This is a genomic window from Gelidibacter pelagius (genome assembly GCF_017581925.1).
Taxonomy (GTDB): Bacteria; Bacteroidota; Bacteroidia; order Flavobacteriales; family Flavobacteriaceae; genus Gelidibacter; species Gelidibacter pelagius.
This window is the reverse complement of record NZ_JAGEVG010000001.1, coordinates 180,680-197,977: the sequence shown is the minus strand read 5'-3', so window position 1 is coordinate 197,977 and position 17,298 is coordinate 180,680. Positions and strand designations below refer to the sequence as shown.

Genomic DNA, 17,298 nt, shown 5'->3' with positions numbered 1-17,298 from the left:
TTTCAAAAATACAATATTCCTTAAATATGCTCTATTTTTGCAGGTGATAAGCCCTATTTGGCTTTAATTTAATAAATTAAATCAAGAGTTGATGCTCTTTTTTATAAAAACGAAACATGGAAGAAAGTCATAGACAGAAAAAAATAGGAGGCATTTTGCAGGAAGACTTGGTTGACGTGCTTCAAGGTGCAGCAACTAAAGGTGGTATGCGCGGTATTATTATCTCGGTGAGTAAAGTGAGTGTAACGGCCGATTTATCATTGGCCAAAGTATATTTGAGTATTTTTCCTAATAAGGCAGCTGCAGATTTGCTGGTCGGAATCCGTTCCAACACGGCGTTGATTCGTCATGAATTGGCGCAACGCACGAGACATCAACTGCGTAGAATGCCCAATTTGGAGTTTTTTATTGATGATTCTCTTGAGTATATTGAGCGCATTGATAAATCTTTAAGAGGCGAAGAAGATCCAATAAGAGACGCTGATTTACTGGATAAACGTAAAAAAAAGTAATTGAATTTTTCGCTTTACATCGCTAAGCGATACCTCTTTACCAAAAGCAGTAATAATGCCATCAATATCATGACCATTATTGCCGCTTCTGGTGTGGTGGTCGCCGCTGCGGCTTTGTTTATTGTTCTTTCAGGATTTGCTGGGCTAAAGGATTTTAGCCTTGAATTTTCCTCTTTTGTAGATCCTGACCTCAAAATTCTTCCTGCTCAAGGAAAATCATTTTTACTTACGGAAAAAGACTCTACGGCGTTATCAAAAATCGAGGGAGTTGCATCTTATTCCAGAATCATTGAGGAACGCATCATTATGGAATTCGATAATAAGAATTTATTGGCTTCCTTAAAAGGGGTGGATGAACATTATTTGGAGGTGACCAGCATTGATTCCATGCTCATCCAAGGGCAATGGTTTGAAAAAGGCAGTGGCCAATTGGTTTCCGGTTGGGGCATTGCGCACAAACTATCTTTTGGGGTATTGGATTATGGAAAAGCCCTGAACATCTATGTTCCAAAGCCGGGCGTGGGGCAAATCACTTCAATAAAAGGAGCTTTCAATTCATTAAACATGGTCAATATTGGCGTTTTTGATGTGAATGAAGATCTCAACGGCACTTATGTTTATACTGATATTGTAAACGCACGCTACTTGATGGATTACGCCAACAATCAAGTGACCAGCATTGAAATTAAACTCCAGCCAAACGTCGATGAAAAAACAGTTAGAAAAGCGATTTTAGAAGGTTTTAATACGGCTGTTATTGTCAAAAACAGAGCACAGTTGAACGATTCACTCTACAAAATGTTGAATACCGAAAATTTGGTGGTCTATCTCATTTTCACTTTAGTTATCATCATCGCTTTATTTAATGTGATTGGCGCCCTGATCATGATGATTTTAGACAAAAAAGGCTCTTTAAACACGCTGTATAATATTGGTGCTACGACTAAAGATATCCGTCGTGTGTTCTTCCTTCAGGGTAGTTTAATGACTGTTTTAGGTGGATTTGCCGGCGTTTTGATAGGTTTTATACTTGTGGTGCTACAACAGCAATTCGCATTGGTAATGATTACGCCCTCACTACCGTATCCCGTTAAAGTCCAAGTTGTGAATATTCTTCTGGTTTTGGTAACCATTGCGGTTTTAGGTCTGATTGCTTCCAAAATTGCCTCTGGACGGATCAATGAAAAGTTGATGCAGAATTAGACTTCGGGTTCGGGGTTTCGAGTTTCAAGTTTCAGGATTCAGGATTCAGGATTCAGGATAAATTTTATCGGCTCGAGCGTGACTTGGTACTGAAAAACTTACCATTTACTTTCCAATTGTATGGAAGGTAAAATTCTTTTGGTACTGTTTTTTTTACGATTAAATCTTCAAAAACATCAATCGTGATCAATATTTATAAGTCCAACATACATACTCTAACCCTCTACCCACTACCCTCTCCAAACTTCGTGCTCCCAGCTTCCAGCTATTTACACAAACTCATAGCCAGCAAAAGCTCCCAGCACCTCATCAAACGCAGCAAATACATCTGAAGCGTTATCACTCGTTACCATTTTGGTGCGATATTCCTTAAAATTCGGAATGCCTTTAAAGTAGTTCGTATAATGGCGTCGGGTTTCAAAAACCCCTAATTTTTCACCTTTCCAATCGATGGCCATTTGTAGATGTCTTCTTGCGGCATCCACGCGTTCTTCCAACGAAACTGGATCCAAATGTTCACCCGTATTGAAAAAATGTTTGACTTGTTTAAAGAACCAAGGATTGCCGATACTGGCACGGCCAATCATGCATCCATCGAGTCCATAAGCATCACGCATTTCCATGGCTTTCTCTGGGGTATCTACATCGCCATTACCAAAGACAGGGATATGCATCCTCGGATTGTTCTTTACCTCTGCAATTGGCCTCCAATCGGCATTGCCTTTATACATTTGAGCCCGCGTACGTCCGTGAATGGAAATAGCCTTGCAACCCACATCCTGCAAACGCTCAGCAACCTCAACAATTCTAATGGAGTCATGATCCCAGCCTAAACGGGTTTTTACGGTGATGGGCAAATTGGTACGTTTGACCATTTCTTCCGTTAATTTCTCCATCAGGCACACATCTTTCAAAATTCCTGCACCAGCGCCTTTGCTGACTACTTTTTTTACTGGACAGCCAAAATTGATATCAATAATATCAGGATTGGATTTTTGGACAATATCAATAGTTTTCAACATGCTGTCCAAGTTGGCTCCAAAAATCTGAATGCCTACTGGACGTTCCTTTTCGTAGATGTCCAATTTCATGATGCTTTTTGCTGCATCACGAATCAATCCCTCACTGGAGATAAATTCGGTGTACACCACATCGGCACCGTTCTCTTTGCACAAGGCTCTAAATGGTGGATCACTGACGTCTTCCATAGGTGCCAAAAGCAATGGAAAATTTGGAAGTTGTATGTCGCCTATTTTTATCACTGTAGAAATTTTAGTGCAAAATTAGCTATTTTTCTCCAAATGCAGTTATTTAAGACCAATCAGGATTTGGAAACCTGTTTGGTTTATAGTAATAGATTCTACTTTTTAACCCTTTCATGTTTAATTCTTTTCCTTATAATAATATTTCATAAATTTGATATTATGACTTTAGAAGCTAAAAAATTAGATTTAATAAGTTGGCTGACATCATTGCAAGATGATACCATCATCGCCCAATTATATGCCATCAAAAATGATAGCAATTCTGATTGGTATGAGCAACTTTCCAAAGTTCAAAAAAAGCAAATTCAAAAAGGTCTGGACGATTTAGAGAATGGCAGAACCATTACACACGATGAAGTCATACTGGCGGCAAGACAGAAAATTGAGCAACTCAAAAAGTAATTGATGCAAATAACTTGGTCTCTTGCTGCCAAAAATTCTTACTTAAATATTATTGAGCAACTATTTGATACATAGAATTTAACCATTATTGAAAGATTTGAAAATCAGGTCAATCTTTTGCTTCATAACCTATCTTTCCATAATCATATATGCCCAAAATCGATATTCAAAGATTTACATAAGTGCGTTGTCAATAAGCATATTTCCTTAATATACCGTTTAAAAAATGAAAATTCCATTGAAATTGTAATGCTTATTTTTAATAAAAGTGATCATGTGTTCTAATCCTTCCGTCTTTAATTCCTTTTCAGGGATTAAAACTACCTCCCCTTAAAAATCACAATTAATTTTTGATACTTTTTATCATGAAATCTCCATTAAGAAGGAATGGAATGATCTCGAAAGAACTAGATGAATTCAATGTGGTTTTCAAAATTTGGTCTAAATTTCAAAGTTCTAAACATTGTTATTTTGACCATCCCTTTTGAGCCCATCATTTTCGGTTACCAAATCAATATCCATTTGATATTGGAGTATTTGGCGTTTTTTATTGGTTTCCGATATTATTTGTATTTGCGAAAAGGGACTGAAGATTCCATTTCTTCTATGAATCGCTTATCCATCATTTTGGGTGCAGTTATTGGTGCTTTGATAGGGTCTCGATTGGTTGGGTTTTTAGAAAATCCGATGATTGAACTTACTCAAGTCAACCTCATTCAGCTTCTAAATACCAAAACCATTATGGGTGGACTTTTTGGCGGTTTATTGGGTGTTGAGTTGGTAAAAAAAATCATTGGCGAAACCAGCTCTTCTGGCGATTTGTTTACGTTTCCAATTATTGCTGGCTTATTTATTGGTCGGATTGGCTGTTTTCTATCTGGAATCAATGAGTTCACTTATGGTAAAGTGACCACCTTCTTTATGGGAATGGATTTAGGTGATGGCTTAAATCGACATCCCATTGCCTTATATGAACTGATGTTTTTAATACTGTTGTTCCTCTTCCTAAAACAGCTCCAAAAACATAAAAATTTAGAAAGTGGCATGCTCTTCCAATATTTTATGATCAGCTATTTCAGCTTCCGATTTTTCATCGAATTCATCAAACCTAATATCTTTTTTGTCATCGGATTGAGCAGTATCCAAATTCTTTGTCTAATTTGTTTGCTCTATTACCACAAAACCATCATAAATCTGTTCCAATATGCCCCTTAGAAAATACACTTATTACGATTTCACCTTGAGTCTTTGCCATATCTGTTTAAAACGTGTGGATGCTAAAATCGTCTTTGAAGATGGGAATGTGTATATGCTAAAGCGCTGCAATGAACATGGTAACAGTAAGGTATTGATTGCTGATGATATTGAGTATTATAAGAACATCCGCAACTACAACAAACCCTCTGAAACGCCTTATATTTTCAACACCAAAACGCATTATGGCTGTCCTTACGACTGCGGATTGTGTCCCGATCATGAGCAACATTCCTGTTTGAGCATTGTAGAAGTTACGGATCGGTGCAACCTCACCTGCCCGACCTGTTATGCGGGCTCCTCACCAACTTACGGGCGCCATCGGACTTTGGAAGAAATCAAAAAAATGCTGGACGTCATTGTCAAAAACGAAAAAGAGCCGGATGTGGTGCAAATTTCAGGAGGTGAACCCACCATCCATCCACAATTCTTTGAGATTTTAGATTATGCAAAAACATTACCCATCCGACATTTGATGCTCAATACCAATGGAATAAAAATTGCAAAGGACAAGGCGTTCGCTGCCCGATTGAAAACCTATGCACCAGACTTCGAAATTTATTTACAGTTCGATTCTTTTGAGGACAGCGTATTGCGCGAACTTAGAGGCGCGGATTTGGCAGCCATTCGTCAGCAGGCATTGGATAATTTGAATGAACTGAATCTCTCGACAACCTTGGTCGTTACCCTTCAAAAAGGATTGAATGATCATGAAATAGGAAAAATTATAGATTTTGCCCTAAAACAAAAATGCGTGAGGGGCGTAACGCTTCAACCCACACAAATTGCTGGCCGACTAGAACATTTTAATCCTGAAACCGATCGGATGACCTTAACGGAAGTGCGACGCAAGATTTTAGAACAGACAGCGATTTTCAACAGTGATGATTTATTACCTGTGCCTTGCAACCCTGATGCTTTGGTTATGGGCTATGCCTTAAAATTAGGTGACGAAGTCTTTCCTTTGACCCGATATATCAATCCGAATGATTTATTGGACAATAGTAAGAATACTATAGTTTATGAACAGGATGAAATGCTTCACGGTAAAATGATCGAGTTGTTCAGTACCGGGAATTCCGTAGAAGTTGCAGAAGAAAATCTAAAATCGATTATGTGCTGCCTGCCCAATATTGAAGCACCTAATTTAGGTTATGATAACTTGTTTAGGGTGATCATCATGCAATTTATTGATGCCTATAATTTTGATGTGCGTGCCATAAAAAAATCCTGTGTGCATATCGTCAACAAAGATTATAAGATCATTCCTTTTGAAACCATGAACTTGTTTTACAGAGATGACAAAAAAGACTATTTAGAAATTTTAAAAGCTCAAGCCTTATGAATTTAGATGGGTTAGTCGGTATTCTCGTTCTTTTACTTTTTGGTCCAGCGATTTTGTTTGCAATTATTGGTTTTATTTTATTGTTCGCTAAAAAAAGAAAAGCTGCTAAAGTACTTTTTATTATGGCAGTTGTTTATGTTATTATCAGTTTGAGTATTTGTGGCGGGATGGGTTCTTGAATTCCTCAATCATACCAAAAAACCTCAAGAAACATTAAAACCTGAAATTTTATGATGTTTATCGAACCGAATTTAGATGGTTTGTTGACCGTGCTTATTATAATAATGGTAGGGCCTTCAATTGTATTGGCCATTATTGGTGGCATTCTTAATTACAATCAAAAGAAAAAAGCCGCAAAGGTGCTTTTTATTTTGGCCGTGATCTACCTTGTCATCAGTTTAGGAATATGTGGAGTTCTAATATCCTCTTAACCAATCTTGTTTTTCTGATAACTAAACCTATATACTTTCGCCGTTAATATGACGATGAGCGCCGAATGAATTTTGGCCATGGAAATCGTATATAAATAACTAATAGGCTCTTTGCATCTTTCTCTAGGTGATAAGGTGACTTCCTAAAACTCCAAATCCGCTTCAATTTTTTCGCCATTCCTATCCACAATGACTTTGGTCTGATCGCCTTCCTCAAAAACTGAAAGTGCTCGCATATAGCCATAAATGTCGGTAATTGTGCTGTCGCCCAATTTAATCACCACATCACCTTTTAACAATCCTGCTCTTGAGGCGGGTGTATCTTCCCTCAGCCCATCAATCCGCATGCCTTTTCCATCAAACAAATAATCCGGTACCACGCCTAAGCCCACTTTAAATCGCGCCATTTCTCCACTGTCGTCCTTTGTTTTTCTAAAGGCTAATTTTCCGCTATTGTCAAGCTCTGCAATCACATCAAAAATATAATCTGAAATAAGCTCCATGCCCTCATAATTCAACTTATCGGCATCGTCACTCGGTTTGTGGTAATCTTCATGTTGTCCAGTAAAAAAGTGAAGCACCGGAATATCATTTAAATAAAACGACGTATGGTCAGATGGGCCAACGCCAGATTCATCTTCAACCAATTTAAAGCCGTTGTTTACCGCATGCAAGACTTGTTTGAAACGCGGAGAAGTACCTGTCCCATAGACCGCCAAAGTACTATCGGCTTTTAAGCGTCCAACCATATCCATATTGATCATATAATTGGCTGTTTTGATATCAAAGGTGGGATGTTTCACAAAATAATTACTTCCCAATAATCCCATCTCTTCTCCCGAAAAGGCCATAAATAAGTAATTGTTTTTGGTGTTGGTCTTTTTCAATTTAGCAACTAAATTCAGCATTACCGCTACGCCGCTGGCATTATCATCAGCGCCATTGTGGATGGCTTTATCCTTTTCACGGTACAATGAGCCCTCTCCTCCATATCCCAAATGGTCATAATGGGCGCCAATAATAATCGTGTTTTTCGCATTATTATCAATATATCCCAAGACATTGGTACCCGTAATCATGCTGTCGGTAGCTTTGCTTTCAAAAGTTACCTCTCCATGTGGATCGGATTTCGGTTTAAAACTAAACCTCTGAAAATACCCATCTGTTCCTTTAGGTTGCAATCCCAATGCTTTGAAACGCTCTGAGATGTACTCGGCGGCTTCCTGCTCACCTTTTGTGCCCGTTTCTCGACCTTCATAAGTGTCGGAAGCCAAGATGGCAATATCATCTTTGATGCCGATTTCTTTGACGGTATCTTGTTTGCAAGATGTGATAAAGACGAAAAAAATTAGTGCTATTATGGATTTCATGATTATATATGTTAATTTTATACAAAATTAGACATTATTTGTCGTTTTAGTATGGAAACCTAAATTGTAAAAATGAAACATTTTAGGTTTTGATGGTTCAGCCCCGATATTTGGCGGGATATTTAATTGATCATTCTCAAACCACAGATTTAAACAATCATTTTATGAATCGCTTATTTATTATTCTATTCCTATCCATCGTCATTACCTCTTGTAAAGACGAAAAGAAATCCAGTCCTGAAGTTGTTGAAAATATTGAAAGATCAGCTACAGACTCCCTAATTTTTCCAGATGAAAAGCATTTCAAATCCTTAAAGCAAATCACTTTTGGAGGTGATAATGCGGAAGCGTATTGGAGTTTTGACGATAAACAATTGGTCTTTCAGTCCAATAATCCCAACTGGAACGTCAATTGCGACCAGATGTTTTTAATGAACGCTGACGATACTTTTGAGGATAAAATACCACCTATGATCAGTACTGGAAAAGGTAGAACAACTTGTGCTTATTTCTTACCAGACAACAAGCATATTGTTTACGCCTCTACACATTTAGGTGATGAAGCATGTCCGGATGCACCTTTAAAAAAAGATGGTAAATATATTTGGCCCATCTATGATTCCTATGACATTTTTGTAGCGGATTTAGAAGGGAATATCACTGCACAATTGACCAATGAACCTGGATATGATGCCGAAGCTACGGTCTCTCCACAAGGCGATAAAATTGTATTCACGTCCACCAGAAATGGCGATCTCGATCTCTACACCATGAATATTGATGGTTCAGATGTCAAACAGATTACTTTCGAGTTGGGTTATGACGGTGGCGCCTTCTTCTCGCCCAATGGGTCAAAACTCATCTTTCGTTCGTCACGACCAAAGACTGATGAGGAAATTGCAGAATACAAAAGCTTGCTCAAAGAAGGTTTGGTTCAGCCTACTGAGATGGAACTGTATATCTGTAATGCCGATGGCAGCGATTTAAGACAGTTGACCAACCTTGGAAATGCCAATTGGAGTCCGTTTTTTCTACCGGATGGCGAACGTGTTCTCTTCTCTTCAAATTTTGAAGCAGAACGTGGATTTCCGTTCAATCTCTATATTATCGGAATTGATGGGAAAGGTTTGGAGCGTGTGACCCACAGCGATACCTTTGATGCCTTCCCTGTGTTTTCAAACGATGGCAAAAAACTCATGTTCTCTTCCAATAGACACAATGGTGGCGGTCATGACACCAATTTATTTGTTGCAGAATGGCAAGACTGAACCGTTTAAGAGATCAGCGTTTTTTCCAAATCATTGGATCTCTGCTTGTATGAAGGACAGCTATAACTACTATTTTCTCTCCATACATTTTATAGAACACGCCGAATTTAAAGCGTTTTAGAGAAACCAATCTTATCTCCTCCAAAACGTTTTTGAAAAGCTTCTGGTCTACTTTTAATGTGAATTATTGAATCCTCCAGTTCGATCAGAAAAGCTTCTGTGAGTTTTGGGTTGATGAGATCATAGTATTCGATAATGCTTTGAACATCATCTTTGGCAAGTGGTCTAAATGAAAGTTTATGCATTTTTTCTTCGAAAGTCAGCTTTCAACTCTTCCCAAGAATAACCATCATCAACTGCATTATCGGCTTCATTTTCTCTCTCTTTTAAGATTTTCGCATGTTCTTTACCAAGTTCAAAATCTTCTTGCATCAATATGAGTTCTGCTTGCACTTCTTCCCAAGAGTCAAAATTTGTCTTGGATAGTTTTCTGCCATTTTTAACAGTTATCGTTGTCATATTAAATGATTTAAGTTTCAATAAAAATATGGAAAACAGATTTGAAATTACGCAAAATTCGCTATATAACTTAATTCTCTTTTTTCTCCAAACGCTCCGTTTCGGATTCAATTACCCGACGTTGGTTGGTCTCTAAGTTGGTGTTTCCAAATTTGTATCGAAACCCTAACTTGATGGTGCGTGTATCTTGATCAAAGAAGGTCGAATTATTCTGGTTCAAATATCGCGATCTGACATCATAATCTTGCGTATTGAAAAGATCTGTAGCTACTAATGAAATAGTGGCCTTATCCTTTAAAATGGTTTTCGAAATTGATAGATTGGACATCAACAAATCTTTGACCTCTCTAAAGCCACTAATACTTTTGCTCAAATAAACTAAAGTGAAATTGGCATTTAAACTGCGGTCTTTAAGAAAGGTCAAATCGTTGCTCAACACACTGTAATTTGACCATTGGTTTTTCTTAAACTCAGAACCATCAATTACACCTTGATCTTCAGCGTTATAGAATGAGGTCACAAAATAAACCGACCAGGGATCAATAATATTGAAATAGGTAATGAAGTCAAGGCCATACTCGACCGTTTTATCAAGGTTTAAAGGTGTGTAGGTCACAATATTGTTGACATTGTCCTGTAGTGGCAACTCAAAGATATTATTACTATAGGTTTTATAATAAGCCTCAATCGTATACACGCCTTGGCCTAAAGAAGTCCCCAAGACCACATTATCGACAATAATGGGCTGCAAGTTTGGATTTCCGGTAACGATGGTCACATCGTTTAAATAAAATTGAAACGGATTCAAACTTTGATAATCGGGCCTTCCAATGCTTCTTTTATAATTGGTATAAAGCGAAAAATTATCTGAAAACGCATAATTCAAACTCGCCGTTGGAAACCATTCTAAATAATCATTTTTGTTGGTGAGATTATCTAAAGCCGAATGACCCTCAACCAATGTTTTTTCTGCCCGCAATCCCGCTGTCAGACTTAGTTTTTCCCAATCTTTAGCATAATTGACATAGCCTGCATAAATGGTTTCGTCATAATCAAAGGCGTTGGTATTATTAGGATCAATAGTTTCTGTGCCATTAACAATATCAAACTGTGTGATATTACTCGCACTCTGAATATTCGATCCTTTGGCACCCATCTCCAAAGATGATGCTTCACCTATGGGCAGGTTATAATCAACTTTTGCAGTATAAATTTTAGTGTCTTGATGGTTATCGGTTCTAAAAGCCGTCGTTGCCAAAAAGCTATTGTCCTTATCAAAATAATTACTCTTTACATTTTGATTCCGGTTGTAATTATACGTTGTGAAATGGGCGTTAGCCGAGAGTTTCTCCCCTGCTTTCTCAAATTGATGTACAAAATCCAGATCAAATCCTAAATTGTACTTATCATCATCCGAAAGATTATTGGCGTCAAAATAATAATCCAAATTTTGGTTGGCATCATAAACATTGGTCTTGTTCTTAATCTTATATTCAAAATAAGGCAAAACCAATATGTTCGAAGATAAACTCAAAGTATTTTTATCGTTAATGCTATAATCGAAATTGAAATTGAAATTATGCGTTCTTGACCAGGTATTCCGGTTGGTTTCGGACTTAAAAGTTTGGTCGATAGTATTGGCACCGTCCAAATAATTGATCACATCCACTTGACCTCTATTGATTTTGTCATGCGAATAGGTGTAATTGGCAAAAAAGTCAATCTTATCGTTCTTAAAAAAATGGCTCATACCTCCATCGTAACGCGGAAAGACGCCTTGGGTGAAATTCGCAAAAACGTTGCCCCGGTATCCTGTGACCAAATTTTTACTCATTACAATATTGATCACGGCACCACTTTCAGCATCATATTTAGCGGATGGATTGGTGATGACTTCAACTGATTTTATAGAATTTGCCGATGAACTTTCGAGCAATTGAACTAACTCTTCACTACTCAAATGCACTTTTTTATCGTTTATATAAACCGTAGGCGCGGAATTTTTTACTTGAATATTATTGTCCATCACCAAAATACCGGGTGTGCTTTTCAGTACATCAAACATATTGCCCTCAATCAATGCCGTATTTTCAATATTGAATACCAACCGATCAGCTTCTTTTTTAAGCGTAGGTTTTTTTACGATAATGCTGACCTCATCCAATTCTTCTGAAGATTCATATAATACTATGGTTCCCAAATCAAGCTCTTGATCCAACAAAATCGACTTATTAACATCATTAAAGCCTATAAAGCTGAATCTTATTAAGTAGGTATTTGAAGCTAATTTATCGAGAAGAAAAAAACCCTTATCATTGGTTGAAATCCCTTTAACAATCGAAGAATCTGCAGCGTTCATTACAATGACATTGGCAAATGCAACAGGCCGTCCCTCTATATCCTCTGTAAATCCAGAAATAGTGTAATCCTGAGAAAAACCTATTGAAGATAAAAGAATAAGGGCTAAAAACAAGTAGGTATTCAAAAAGCGTTTCAAATCAAATTTGGTTTAGACATGCAATATATAAATTGTTTTAGACTTAAGATTACGGTATTCCCGTAGTTCTGAATGTTTTTAGATAAATAAAAATCACCTAAAAGCGTAATAAATCAGTTATATTTGCAAATTAGTTAGCCCTTTTTTTATGAAGAACATTAGAAATTTCTGTATTATAGCACATATTGATCATGGTAAAAGTACACTGGCAGATCGATTATTGGATTTTACGGGTTCGGTAACCGAACGCGAAAAACAAAATCAGCTACTGGATAGTATGGACTTAGAGCGTGAACGTGGTATTACCATAAAATCTCACGCCATACAAATGGATTATATCTATAAAGGTGAAAAATATGTTCTCAATCTCATTGATACTCCTGGACACGTTGATTTCTCCTATGAAGTTTCACGTTCCATTGCAGCATGTGAAGGTGCTTTATTAATTGTTGATGCTGCACAAAGTATTCAGGCACAAACTATTTCTAATTTATATTTGGCTTTAGAGAATGATTTGGAGATTATTCCAATCTTGAATAAAGTCGATTTACCTAGCGCCAATCCGGAAGAAGTTACTGACGATATTGTTGAATTGTTGGGCTGTAAACCGGAAGATGTCATTCATGCTAGTGGAAAAACCGGTTTTGGGGTGGATAAGATTCTGGCCGCAGTTATTGAACGCATTCCAGCCCCAAAAGGTGATGTCGATGCACCGTTGCAAGCCCTGATTTTTGATTCGGTTTACAATACGTTTAGAGGTATCGAAACCTACTTTAGAGTATTTAACGGCGAAATCAAAAAAGGACAGAAAATTAAATTTGTTGCTACAGATAAAGAATATTTTGCTGATGAAGTGGGGACGTTAAAACTCACACAAATCCCAAAACAAAGCGTTAAAGCAGGTGATGTGGGCTATTTGATCACAGGAATCAAAACCGCCAAAGAAGTAAAAGTAGGCGATACCATAACTGATTTTGCAAGACCAACTACTAATATTGTGGAAGGTTTTGAAGATGTTAAACCTATGGTATTTGCTGGAATTTATCCTGTAGATAATGATGATTTTGAAGAGCTACGTAATTCGATGGAAAAGCTACAGCTTAACGATGCTTCCTTGGTTTTTATTCCAGAAAGTTCAGCCGCTTTAGGTTTTGGATTCCGTTGTGGATTCTTGGGAATGCTACACATGGAAATTATCCAAGAACGCTTGGAGCGCGAATTTGATATGACCGTGATTACAACAGTGCCAAACGTTTCATACAACGCTTATACCAATAAGAATCCGGATGTTCCATTTATCGTCAATAACCCATCTGACTTACCAGACCCTTCAACCATCAATAGAGTCGAAGAACCATACATTAAAGCCACTATAATAACAAAATCTGATTTTGTTGGTAACGTGATGTCTCTTTGTATTGAAAAAAGAGGTATTGTCATCAATCAAACCTATTTGACTCCAGAGCGGGTGGAACTGACTTTTGAAATGCCATTGGCTGAAATTGTCTTTGATTTCTACGATCGATTAAAAACGGTTTCAAAAGGCTATGCGTCTTTCGACTACCATCCTATGGGAATGAAAACTTCCAAATTGGTACGCTTGGATATCTTACTGAATTCGCAACCTGTGGACGCGCTTTCGGCCTTGATTCACGCTGATAATGCTCAGGAAATTGGCAAGAAAATGTGTGAAAAATTGAGAGAATTGATTCCACGTCAACAGTTTGATATCCCTATTCAAGCTGCCGTTGGTGCTAAAATTATTTCGAGAGAAACCATTAAGGCACTTCGTAAAGATGTGACCGCGAAATGTTATGGCGGTGATATTTCTCGTAAACGTAAACTTCTTGAAAAACAGAAAAAAGGAAAAAAACGTATGAGATTGGTAGGAAACGTTGAAATTCCACAACAAGCATTTATGGCTGTTTTGAAATTGAACGATTAACCCTCCAAAGTTCCTGCGGAGGCAGGAACCTCATGATAAAAAAGACAACACTTGCTTTGATAGGCTCAAATTAACTTCGTTGAACCTCCTAATGGATAGAGAATATTTGTTTTGTACAGCACAAATCAACTTCATTTCTTTTTTAAAACGAGATTAACCACGTTGAAGCTAAAGATTCCTGCCTTCGCAGAAATGTGGCGGAGGCAGGAACCTCATGATGGAGAGCAAGTACTTGTTTTGATAGGCTCAAATTAACTTCGTTGAACCTCATGATGGAGAGACGATACTTGACTTGTACCGCTCAAACCAACCCCTTTTATCGAATAAAACATCAAGATTAACTACGTTGAACCTAAAGATTCCTGCTTTCGCAGGAATGTGGCGCAGGCAGGAACCTCATGATGGAGAGCAAGTACTTGTTTTGATAGGCTCAAATTAACTTTGTTGAACATCATAATGGATAGAGGATACTTGACTTGTACAGCACAAATCAACTTCATTTCTTTTTTAAAACAATAAGATTAACTACGTTGAACCTAAAGATTCCTGCTTTCGCAGGAATGTGGAGTAGGCAGAAACCTCATGATTGAGAGACAATACTTAATTTGTACGGCACCAATTAACTTCATTTTTTTATTAAAAGCCTAAGATTTCTGCTCCAATACATCAATATTGGTGAATTGAAATCGTTTTTCATGATTGAGCGCGTCATAAAATCATCTATTATCAATAAAATTGGCAAAGGAAAAGCCATTGTGCTTATCGGTCCACGGCAAGTGGGCAAGACCACATTATTGAATTCAATCCTAAAAGGTGAAACACATTTATTTCTTAATGACGATGATCCAACAGTTAGGAATCTACTTCAAAATGCCAACACAGAACAGTTAAGAACGACTATAGGCAGTCATAATTTAGTGTTCGTTGATGAAGCTCAGCGAATTGAAAATATTGGATTAACCTTAAAGCTCATCACCGATCAATTTAAAACCGTCCAACTCTTGGTCAGCGGTTCTTCTGCATTTGAAATCAAAAATTTGACCAACGAGCCCCTGACAGGAAGAAAATGGCAGTATAATCTTTATCTTATTTCATGGGAAGAATTTGAAAACTATAATGGGCATTTAAAAGCAATACAACAATTAGAACAGCGCCTATTATTTGGTATGTATCCGGATGTAATCATAAATTTAGGTGAGGAAATTGAAATCTTAAAATCGCTTTCTGATAGTTACCTATACAAAGATATATTGGTTTTTCACGCAATAAAAAAACCAGAAGTAATGGAAAAATTGTTGCAAGCCTTAGCTTATCAAATGGGTCAAGAGGTCAGTTATAATGAACTTTCGCAACTTTTAGGCATTGACAAAAATACGGTAAGCACCTATATTGACATTCTTGTCAACAATGATGTCGTTTTTAAACTTCCAAGCTTTAGCAAGAACTTGAGAAACGAAATTAAACGTAATCAAAAAATATACTTTTATGATAATGGTATACGAAATGCCGTCATAAACGATTTTAGACCCATTAATTCCAGACAGGACAAAGGTTACTTATGGGAGAATTTCTTAATCAGTTAACGATTAAAACTCAATAATTATCATAAAAAATTAGCTACATCTTATTTTTGGCGTACGACGAGCCAACAGGAAATAGATTATGTTGAAGTAGCCAACAATGAAATTTCTGCTTTTGAATTTAAGTGGGGCAAAAAAGCTAAGGTAAAGATTCCTAAATCATTCGAAACTTCATATCAAAGTAAATCTGATTAATACATCAAATTTTACTGATTTTCTAAAGCCTTAAAATTTATTTTTTTTATTCGTATACTATATGCTCAAATATTTTGTAGTTTTAAAGAACTAATAAAACTAACCAATGAACATATATCATATCAGTGCAGAATGTTATCCTATTGCCAAAGTTGGAGGTTTGGGGGACGTGGTTGGCGCACTTCCAAAATACCAGAATAAAATAGGTGAGACCAGCAGTGTCATCATGCCATTTTATAATAATAAGTTTACCCAATCCCATACGTTCAAAAGAGTCTTTAGTGGTCGCTTCAATCTAGGTAGGCCTTTTGGTTTTGACATCCTCACACTTGAGGATAACACTTTGGGTTATGATCTTTATCTCGTTCATATTCCAGAATTACTTTATACAGACTATGTGTATTCTTCCAATGATACCAATCGTTTTTTAGGATTTCAGATTGCTACATTGGATTGGTTGGTACAATTAGAGAAAAAACCTGATATTGTACATTGCCATGACCATCACACAGGATTAATTCCTTTTATGATGTCACAATCTTATGCTTACCATAAATTGAGAACGACGCCTACCGTTGTCACCATTCACAACGGGCAATACCAAGGCTGGTTCAGTCACAATAAAATACATCTCATCCCTCCTTTTGATTTTTCTAAAGCTGGGTTATTAGATTGGAAACATCTCATAAATCCGCTCGCCTCAGCAATAAAATGTGCATGGAAAGTGACCACAGTGTCTCCAAACTACATGGAGGAACTTAAATATGCAGCCAACGGCTTAGAAGATTTATTACGCTACGAAAGCGGTAAATGTGTCGGGATTTTAAATGGCATTGATGACAAGGTATGGGATCCTGCTACGGACGACAATTTAATCCAAAATTATTCATTAAAAACAGTAGTTTCTGGTAAAAAAGCCAATAAACAATGGTTATGCAAAGAATTCAATCTCAATCCAGAGCTTCCATTATTCGCCTTTATTGGGCGATTGGTAGGTGAAAAAGGCGCGGATTTATTACCTCAGATTTTCCATAATTCGCTCGTTCATAAAAACTTATCTATTATCATGTTAGGTTCTGGTGATTCTTCAGTAGAACATCAATTGGACCAACTGAAATATCAGCACCCAGGTCATTACAACAACTACATTGGCTATAATGAGCGTTTGGCACATATTGTGTACGCTGCCGCCGATTTTTTAGTGATGCCTTCACGTGTAGAGCCTTGTGGTCTTAACCAAATGTATGCCTTACGTTATGGCACCGTGCCTATTGTTAACAAAGTTGGCGGACTAAAAGATACGGTTCAAGATTTTGATGATAACGGTTTTGGTATTTTGCACGATGGTGCGACTGTCCACGAAGGTAGTTTTGCCATCCACAGAGCGATTAATTTTTACAATGATGCCGATAGATTCAAAAAAAATCGTAACTTAATCATGAAAATCGACCATTCTTGGGATTCTTCAGCTCAAGCTTATATTAATCTCTATAATTCACTAATTCTATAACT

15 protein-coding genes and 1 pseudogene are annotated in these 17,298 nt (G+C 37.1%); 11 read left to right on the top strand and 5 right to left on the bottom strand.

The window, feature by feature from the left end:
* The first annotated feature begins 116 nt into the window (after positions 1 to 116).
* Positions 117 to 512: a 30S ribosome-binding factor RbfA gene (rbfA, locus tag J4051_RS00880; RefSeq protein ID WP_208231722.1), complete on the top strand. Its 396-nt coding sequence runs from the start codon at positions 117 to 119 to the stop codon at positions 510 to 512.
* Entirely contained in the window at positions 513 to 1,715 is a 1,203-nt protein-coding gene (locus J4051_RS00875) for an ABC transporter permease (protein WP_208231721.1), read from the top strand.
* Positions 1,716 to 1,984: 269 nt separating this feature from the next.
* Here J4051_RS00875 and dusB read toward each other — a convergent pair whose 3' ends face one another.
* The gene (gene dusB, locus J4051_RS00870; protein WP_208231720.1) at positions 1,985 to 2,977 is read right to left on the bottom strand and encodes a tRNA dihydrouridine synthase DusB; all 993 of its coding nucleotides are present in this window, start codon (positions 2,975 to 2,977) and stop codon (positions 1,985 to 1,987) included.
* A gap of 162 nt (positions 2,978 to 3,139) precedes the next feature.
* On the opposite strand from dusB, the gene J4051_RS00865 reads away from it, so the two are divergent.
* The 5 genes from J4051_RS00865 to J4051_RS00845 all read left to right on the top strand — a co-directional run bounded on the left by J4051_RS00865 (position 3,140) and on the right by J4051_RS00845 (position 6,412).
* On the top strand, positions 3,140 to 3,382 hold the full coding sequence (locus J4051_RS00865; RefSeq protein ID WP_208231719.1) for a hypothetical protein: 243 nt from the start codon (positions 3,140 to 3,142) through the stop codon (positions 3,380 to 3,382).
* A 471-nt stretch (positions 3,383 to 3,853) separates the two neighbouring features.
* Complete coding sequence (locus J4051_RS00860) at positions 3,854 to 4,597, top strand: prolipoprotein diacylglyceryl transferase (protein ID WP_236027140.1); 744 nt, start codon at positions 3,854 to 3,856, stop codon at positions 4,595 to 4,597.
* Positions 4,587 to 5,981, top strand: a complete 1,395-nt coding sequence (locus tag J4051_RS00855; RefSeq protein ID WP_208231718.1) for a radical SAM protein — start codon at positions 4,587 to 4,589, stop codon at positions 5,979 to 5,981. Before J4051_RS00860 ends, J4051_RS00855 begins: the two co-directional genes overlap by 11 nt.
* Positions 5,978 to 6,160: a hypothetical protein gene (locus tag J4051_RS00850; protein ID WP_208231717.1), complete on the top strand. Its 183-nt coding sequence runs from the start codon at positions 5,978 to 5,980 to the stop codon at positions 6,158 to 6,160. The genes J4051_RS00855 and J4051_RS00850 overlap by 4 nt, the downstream gene beginning before the upstream one ends.
* Before the next feature lie 51 nt (positions 6,161 to 6,211).
* The gene (locus J4051_RS00845) at positions 6,212 to 6,412 is read left to right on the top strand and encodes a hypothetical protein (protein ID WP_208231716.1); all 201 of its coding nucleotides are present in this window, start codon (positions 6,212 to 6,214) and stop codon (positions 6,410 to 6,412) included.
* Positions 6,413 to 6,555: 143 nt separating this feature from the next.
* Here J4051_RS00845 and J4051_RS00840 read toward each other — a convergent pair whose 3' ends face one another.
* Positions 6,556 to 7,782 (bottom strand): M20/M25/M40 family metallo-hydrolase, encoded by a 1,227-nt coding sequence (locus J4051_RS00840; RefSeq protein WP_208231715.1) that lies wholly within the window; start codon positions 7,780 to 7,782, stop codon positions 6,556 to 6,558.
* Between the two features lie 164 nt (positions 7,783 to 7,946).
* On the opposite strand from J4051_RS00840, the gene J4051_RS00835 reads away from it, so the two are divergent.
* Complete coding sequence (locus J4051_RS00835; protein ID WP_208231714.1) at positions 7,947 to 9,050, top strand: TolB family protein; 1,104 nt, start codon at positions 7,947 to 7,949, stop codon at positions 9,048 to 9,050.
* A 107-nt stretch (positions 9,051 to 9,157) separates the two neighbouring features.
* Here J4051_RS00835 and J4051_RS00830 read toward each other — a convergent pair whose 3' ends face one another.
* The 3 genes from J4051_RS00830 to J4051_RS00820 all read right to left on the bottom strand — a co-directional run bounded on the left by J4051_RS00830 (position 9,158) and on the right by J4051_RS00820 (position 12,066).
* A complete protein-coding gene (locus J4051_RS00830) occupies positions 9,158 to 9,355 on the bottom strand; it encodes a hypothetical protein (protein WP_208231713.1) in 198 nt (65 codons plus the stop codon).
* Positions 9,348 to 9,569: a hypothetical protein gene (locus tag J4051_RS00825; protein WP_208231712.1), complete on the bottom strand. Its 222-nt coding sequence runs from the start codon at positions 9,567 to 9,569 to the stop codon at positions 9,348 to 9,350. The genes J4051_RS00830 and J4051_RS00825 overlap by 8 nt, the downstream gene beginning before the upstream one ends.
* Positions 9,570 to 9,639: 70 nt before the next feature.
* Positions 9,640 to 12,066, bottom strand: a complete 2,427-nt coding sequence (locus J4051_RS00820) for an outer membrane beta-barrel family protein (RefSeq protein WP_236027139.1) — start codon at positions 12,064 to 12,066, stop codon at positions 9,640 to 9,642.
* A gap of 148 nt (positions 12,067 to 12,214) precedes the next feature.
* On the opposite strand from J4051_RS00820, the gene lepA reads away from it, so the two are divergent.
* The 3 genes and pseudogenes from lepA (at position 12,215) to J4051_RS00805 (ending at position 17,296) form a co-directional block, all read left to right on the top strand.
* Entirely contained in the window at positions 12,215 to 14,011 is a 1,797-nt protein-coding gene (gene lepA, locus J4051_RS00815) for a translation elongation factor 4 (RefSeq protein WP_208231711.1), read from the top strand.
* A 695-nt stretch (positions 14,012 to 14,706) separates the two neighbouring features.
* Positions 14,707 to 15,786, top strand: a pseudogene (locus tag J4051_RS00810) (ATP-binding protein).
* A gap of 106 nt (positions 15,787 to 15,892) precedes the next feature.
* The gene (locus J4051_RS00805; protein WP_208231710.1) at positions 15,893 to 17,296 is read left to right on the top strand and encodes a glycogen synthase; all 1,404 of its coding nucleotides are present in this window, start codon (positions 15,893 to 15,895) and stop codon (positions 17,294 to 17,296) included.
* Positions 17,297 to 17,298: the final 2 nt, after the last annotated feature.

What these genes read in the sequence shown, in the direction of transcription:
- rbfA (WP_208231722.1), top strand. Translation starts at nt 117, where the DNA reads ATGGAAGAAAGTCATAGACAGAAAAAAATAGGAGGCATTTTGCAGGAA.
- J4051_RS00865 (WP_208231719.1), top strand. Translation starts at nt 3,140, where the DNA reads ATGACTTTAGAAGCTAAAAAATTAGATTTAATAAGTTGGCTGACATCA.
- J4051_RS00855 (WP_208231718.1), top strand. Translation starts at nt 4,587, where the DNA reads ATGCCCCTTAGAAAATACACTTATTACGATTTCACCTTGAGTCTTTGC.
- J4051_RS00850 (WP_208231717.1), top strand. Translation starts at nt 5,978, where the DNA reads ATGAATTTAGATGGGTTAGTCGGTATTCTCGTTCTTTTACTTTTTGGT.
- J4051_RS00845 (WP_208231716.1), top strand. Translation starts at nt 6,212, where the DNA reads ATGATGTTTATCGAACCGAATTTAGATGGTTTGTTGACCGTGCTTATT.
- J4051_RS00840 (WP_208231715.1), bottom strand. Translation starts at nt 7,782, where the DNA reads ATGAAATCCATAATAGCACTAATTTTTTTCGTCTTTATCACATCTTGC.
- J4051_RS00835 (WP_208231714.1), top strand. Translation starts at nt 7,947, where the DNA reads ATGAATCGCTTATTTATTATTCTATTCCTATCCATCGTCATTACCTCT.
- J4051_RS00830 (WP_208231713.1), bottom strand. Translation starts at nt 9,355, where the DNA reads ATGCATAAACTTTCATTTAGACCACTTGCCAAAGATGATGTTCAAAGC.
- J4051_RS00825 (WP_208231712.1), bottom strand. Translation starts at nt 9,569, where the DNA reads ATGACAACGATAACTGTTAAAAATGGCAGAAAACTATCCAAGACAAAT.
- lepA (WP_208231711.1), top strand. Translation starts at nt 12,215, where the DNA reads ATGAAGAACATTAGAAATTTCTGTATTATAGCACATATTGATCATGGT.
- J4051_RS00805 (WP_208231710.1), top strand. Translation starts at nt 15,893, where the DNA reads ATGAACATATATCATATCAGTGCAGAATGTTATCCTATTGCCAAAGTT.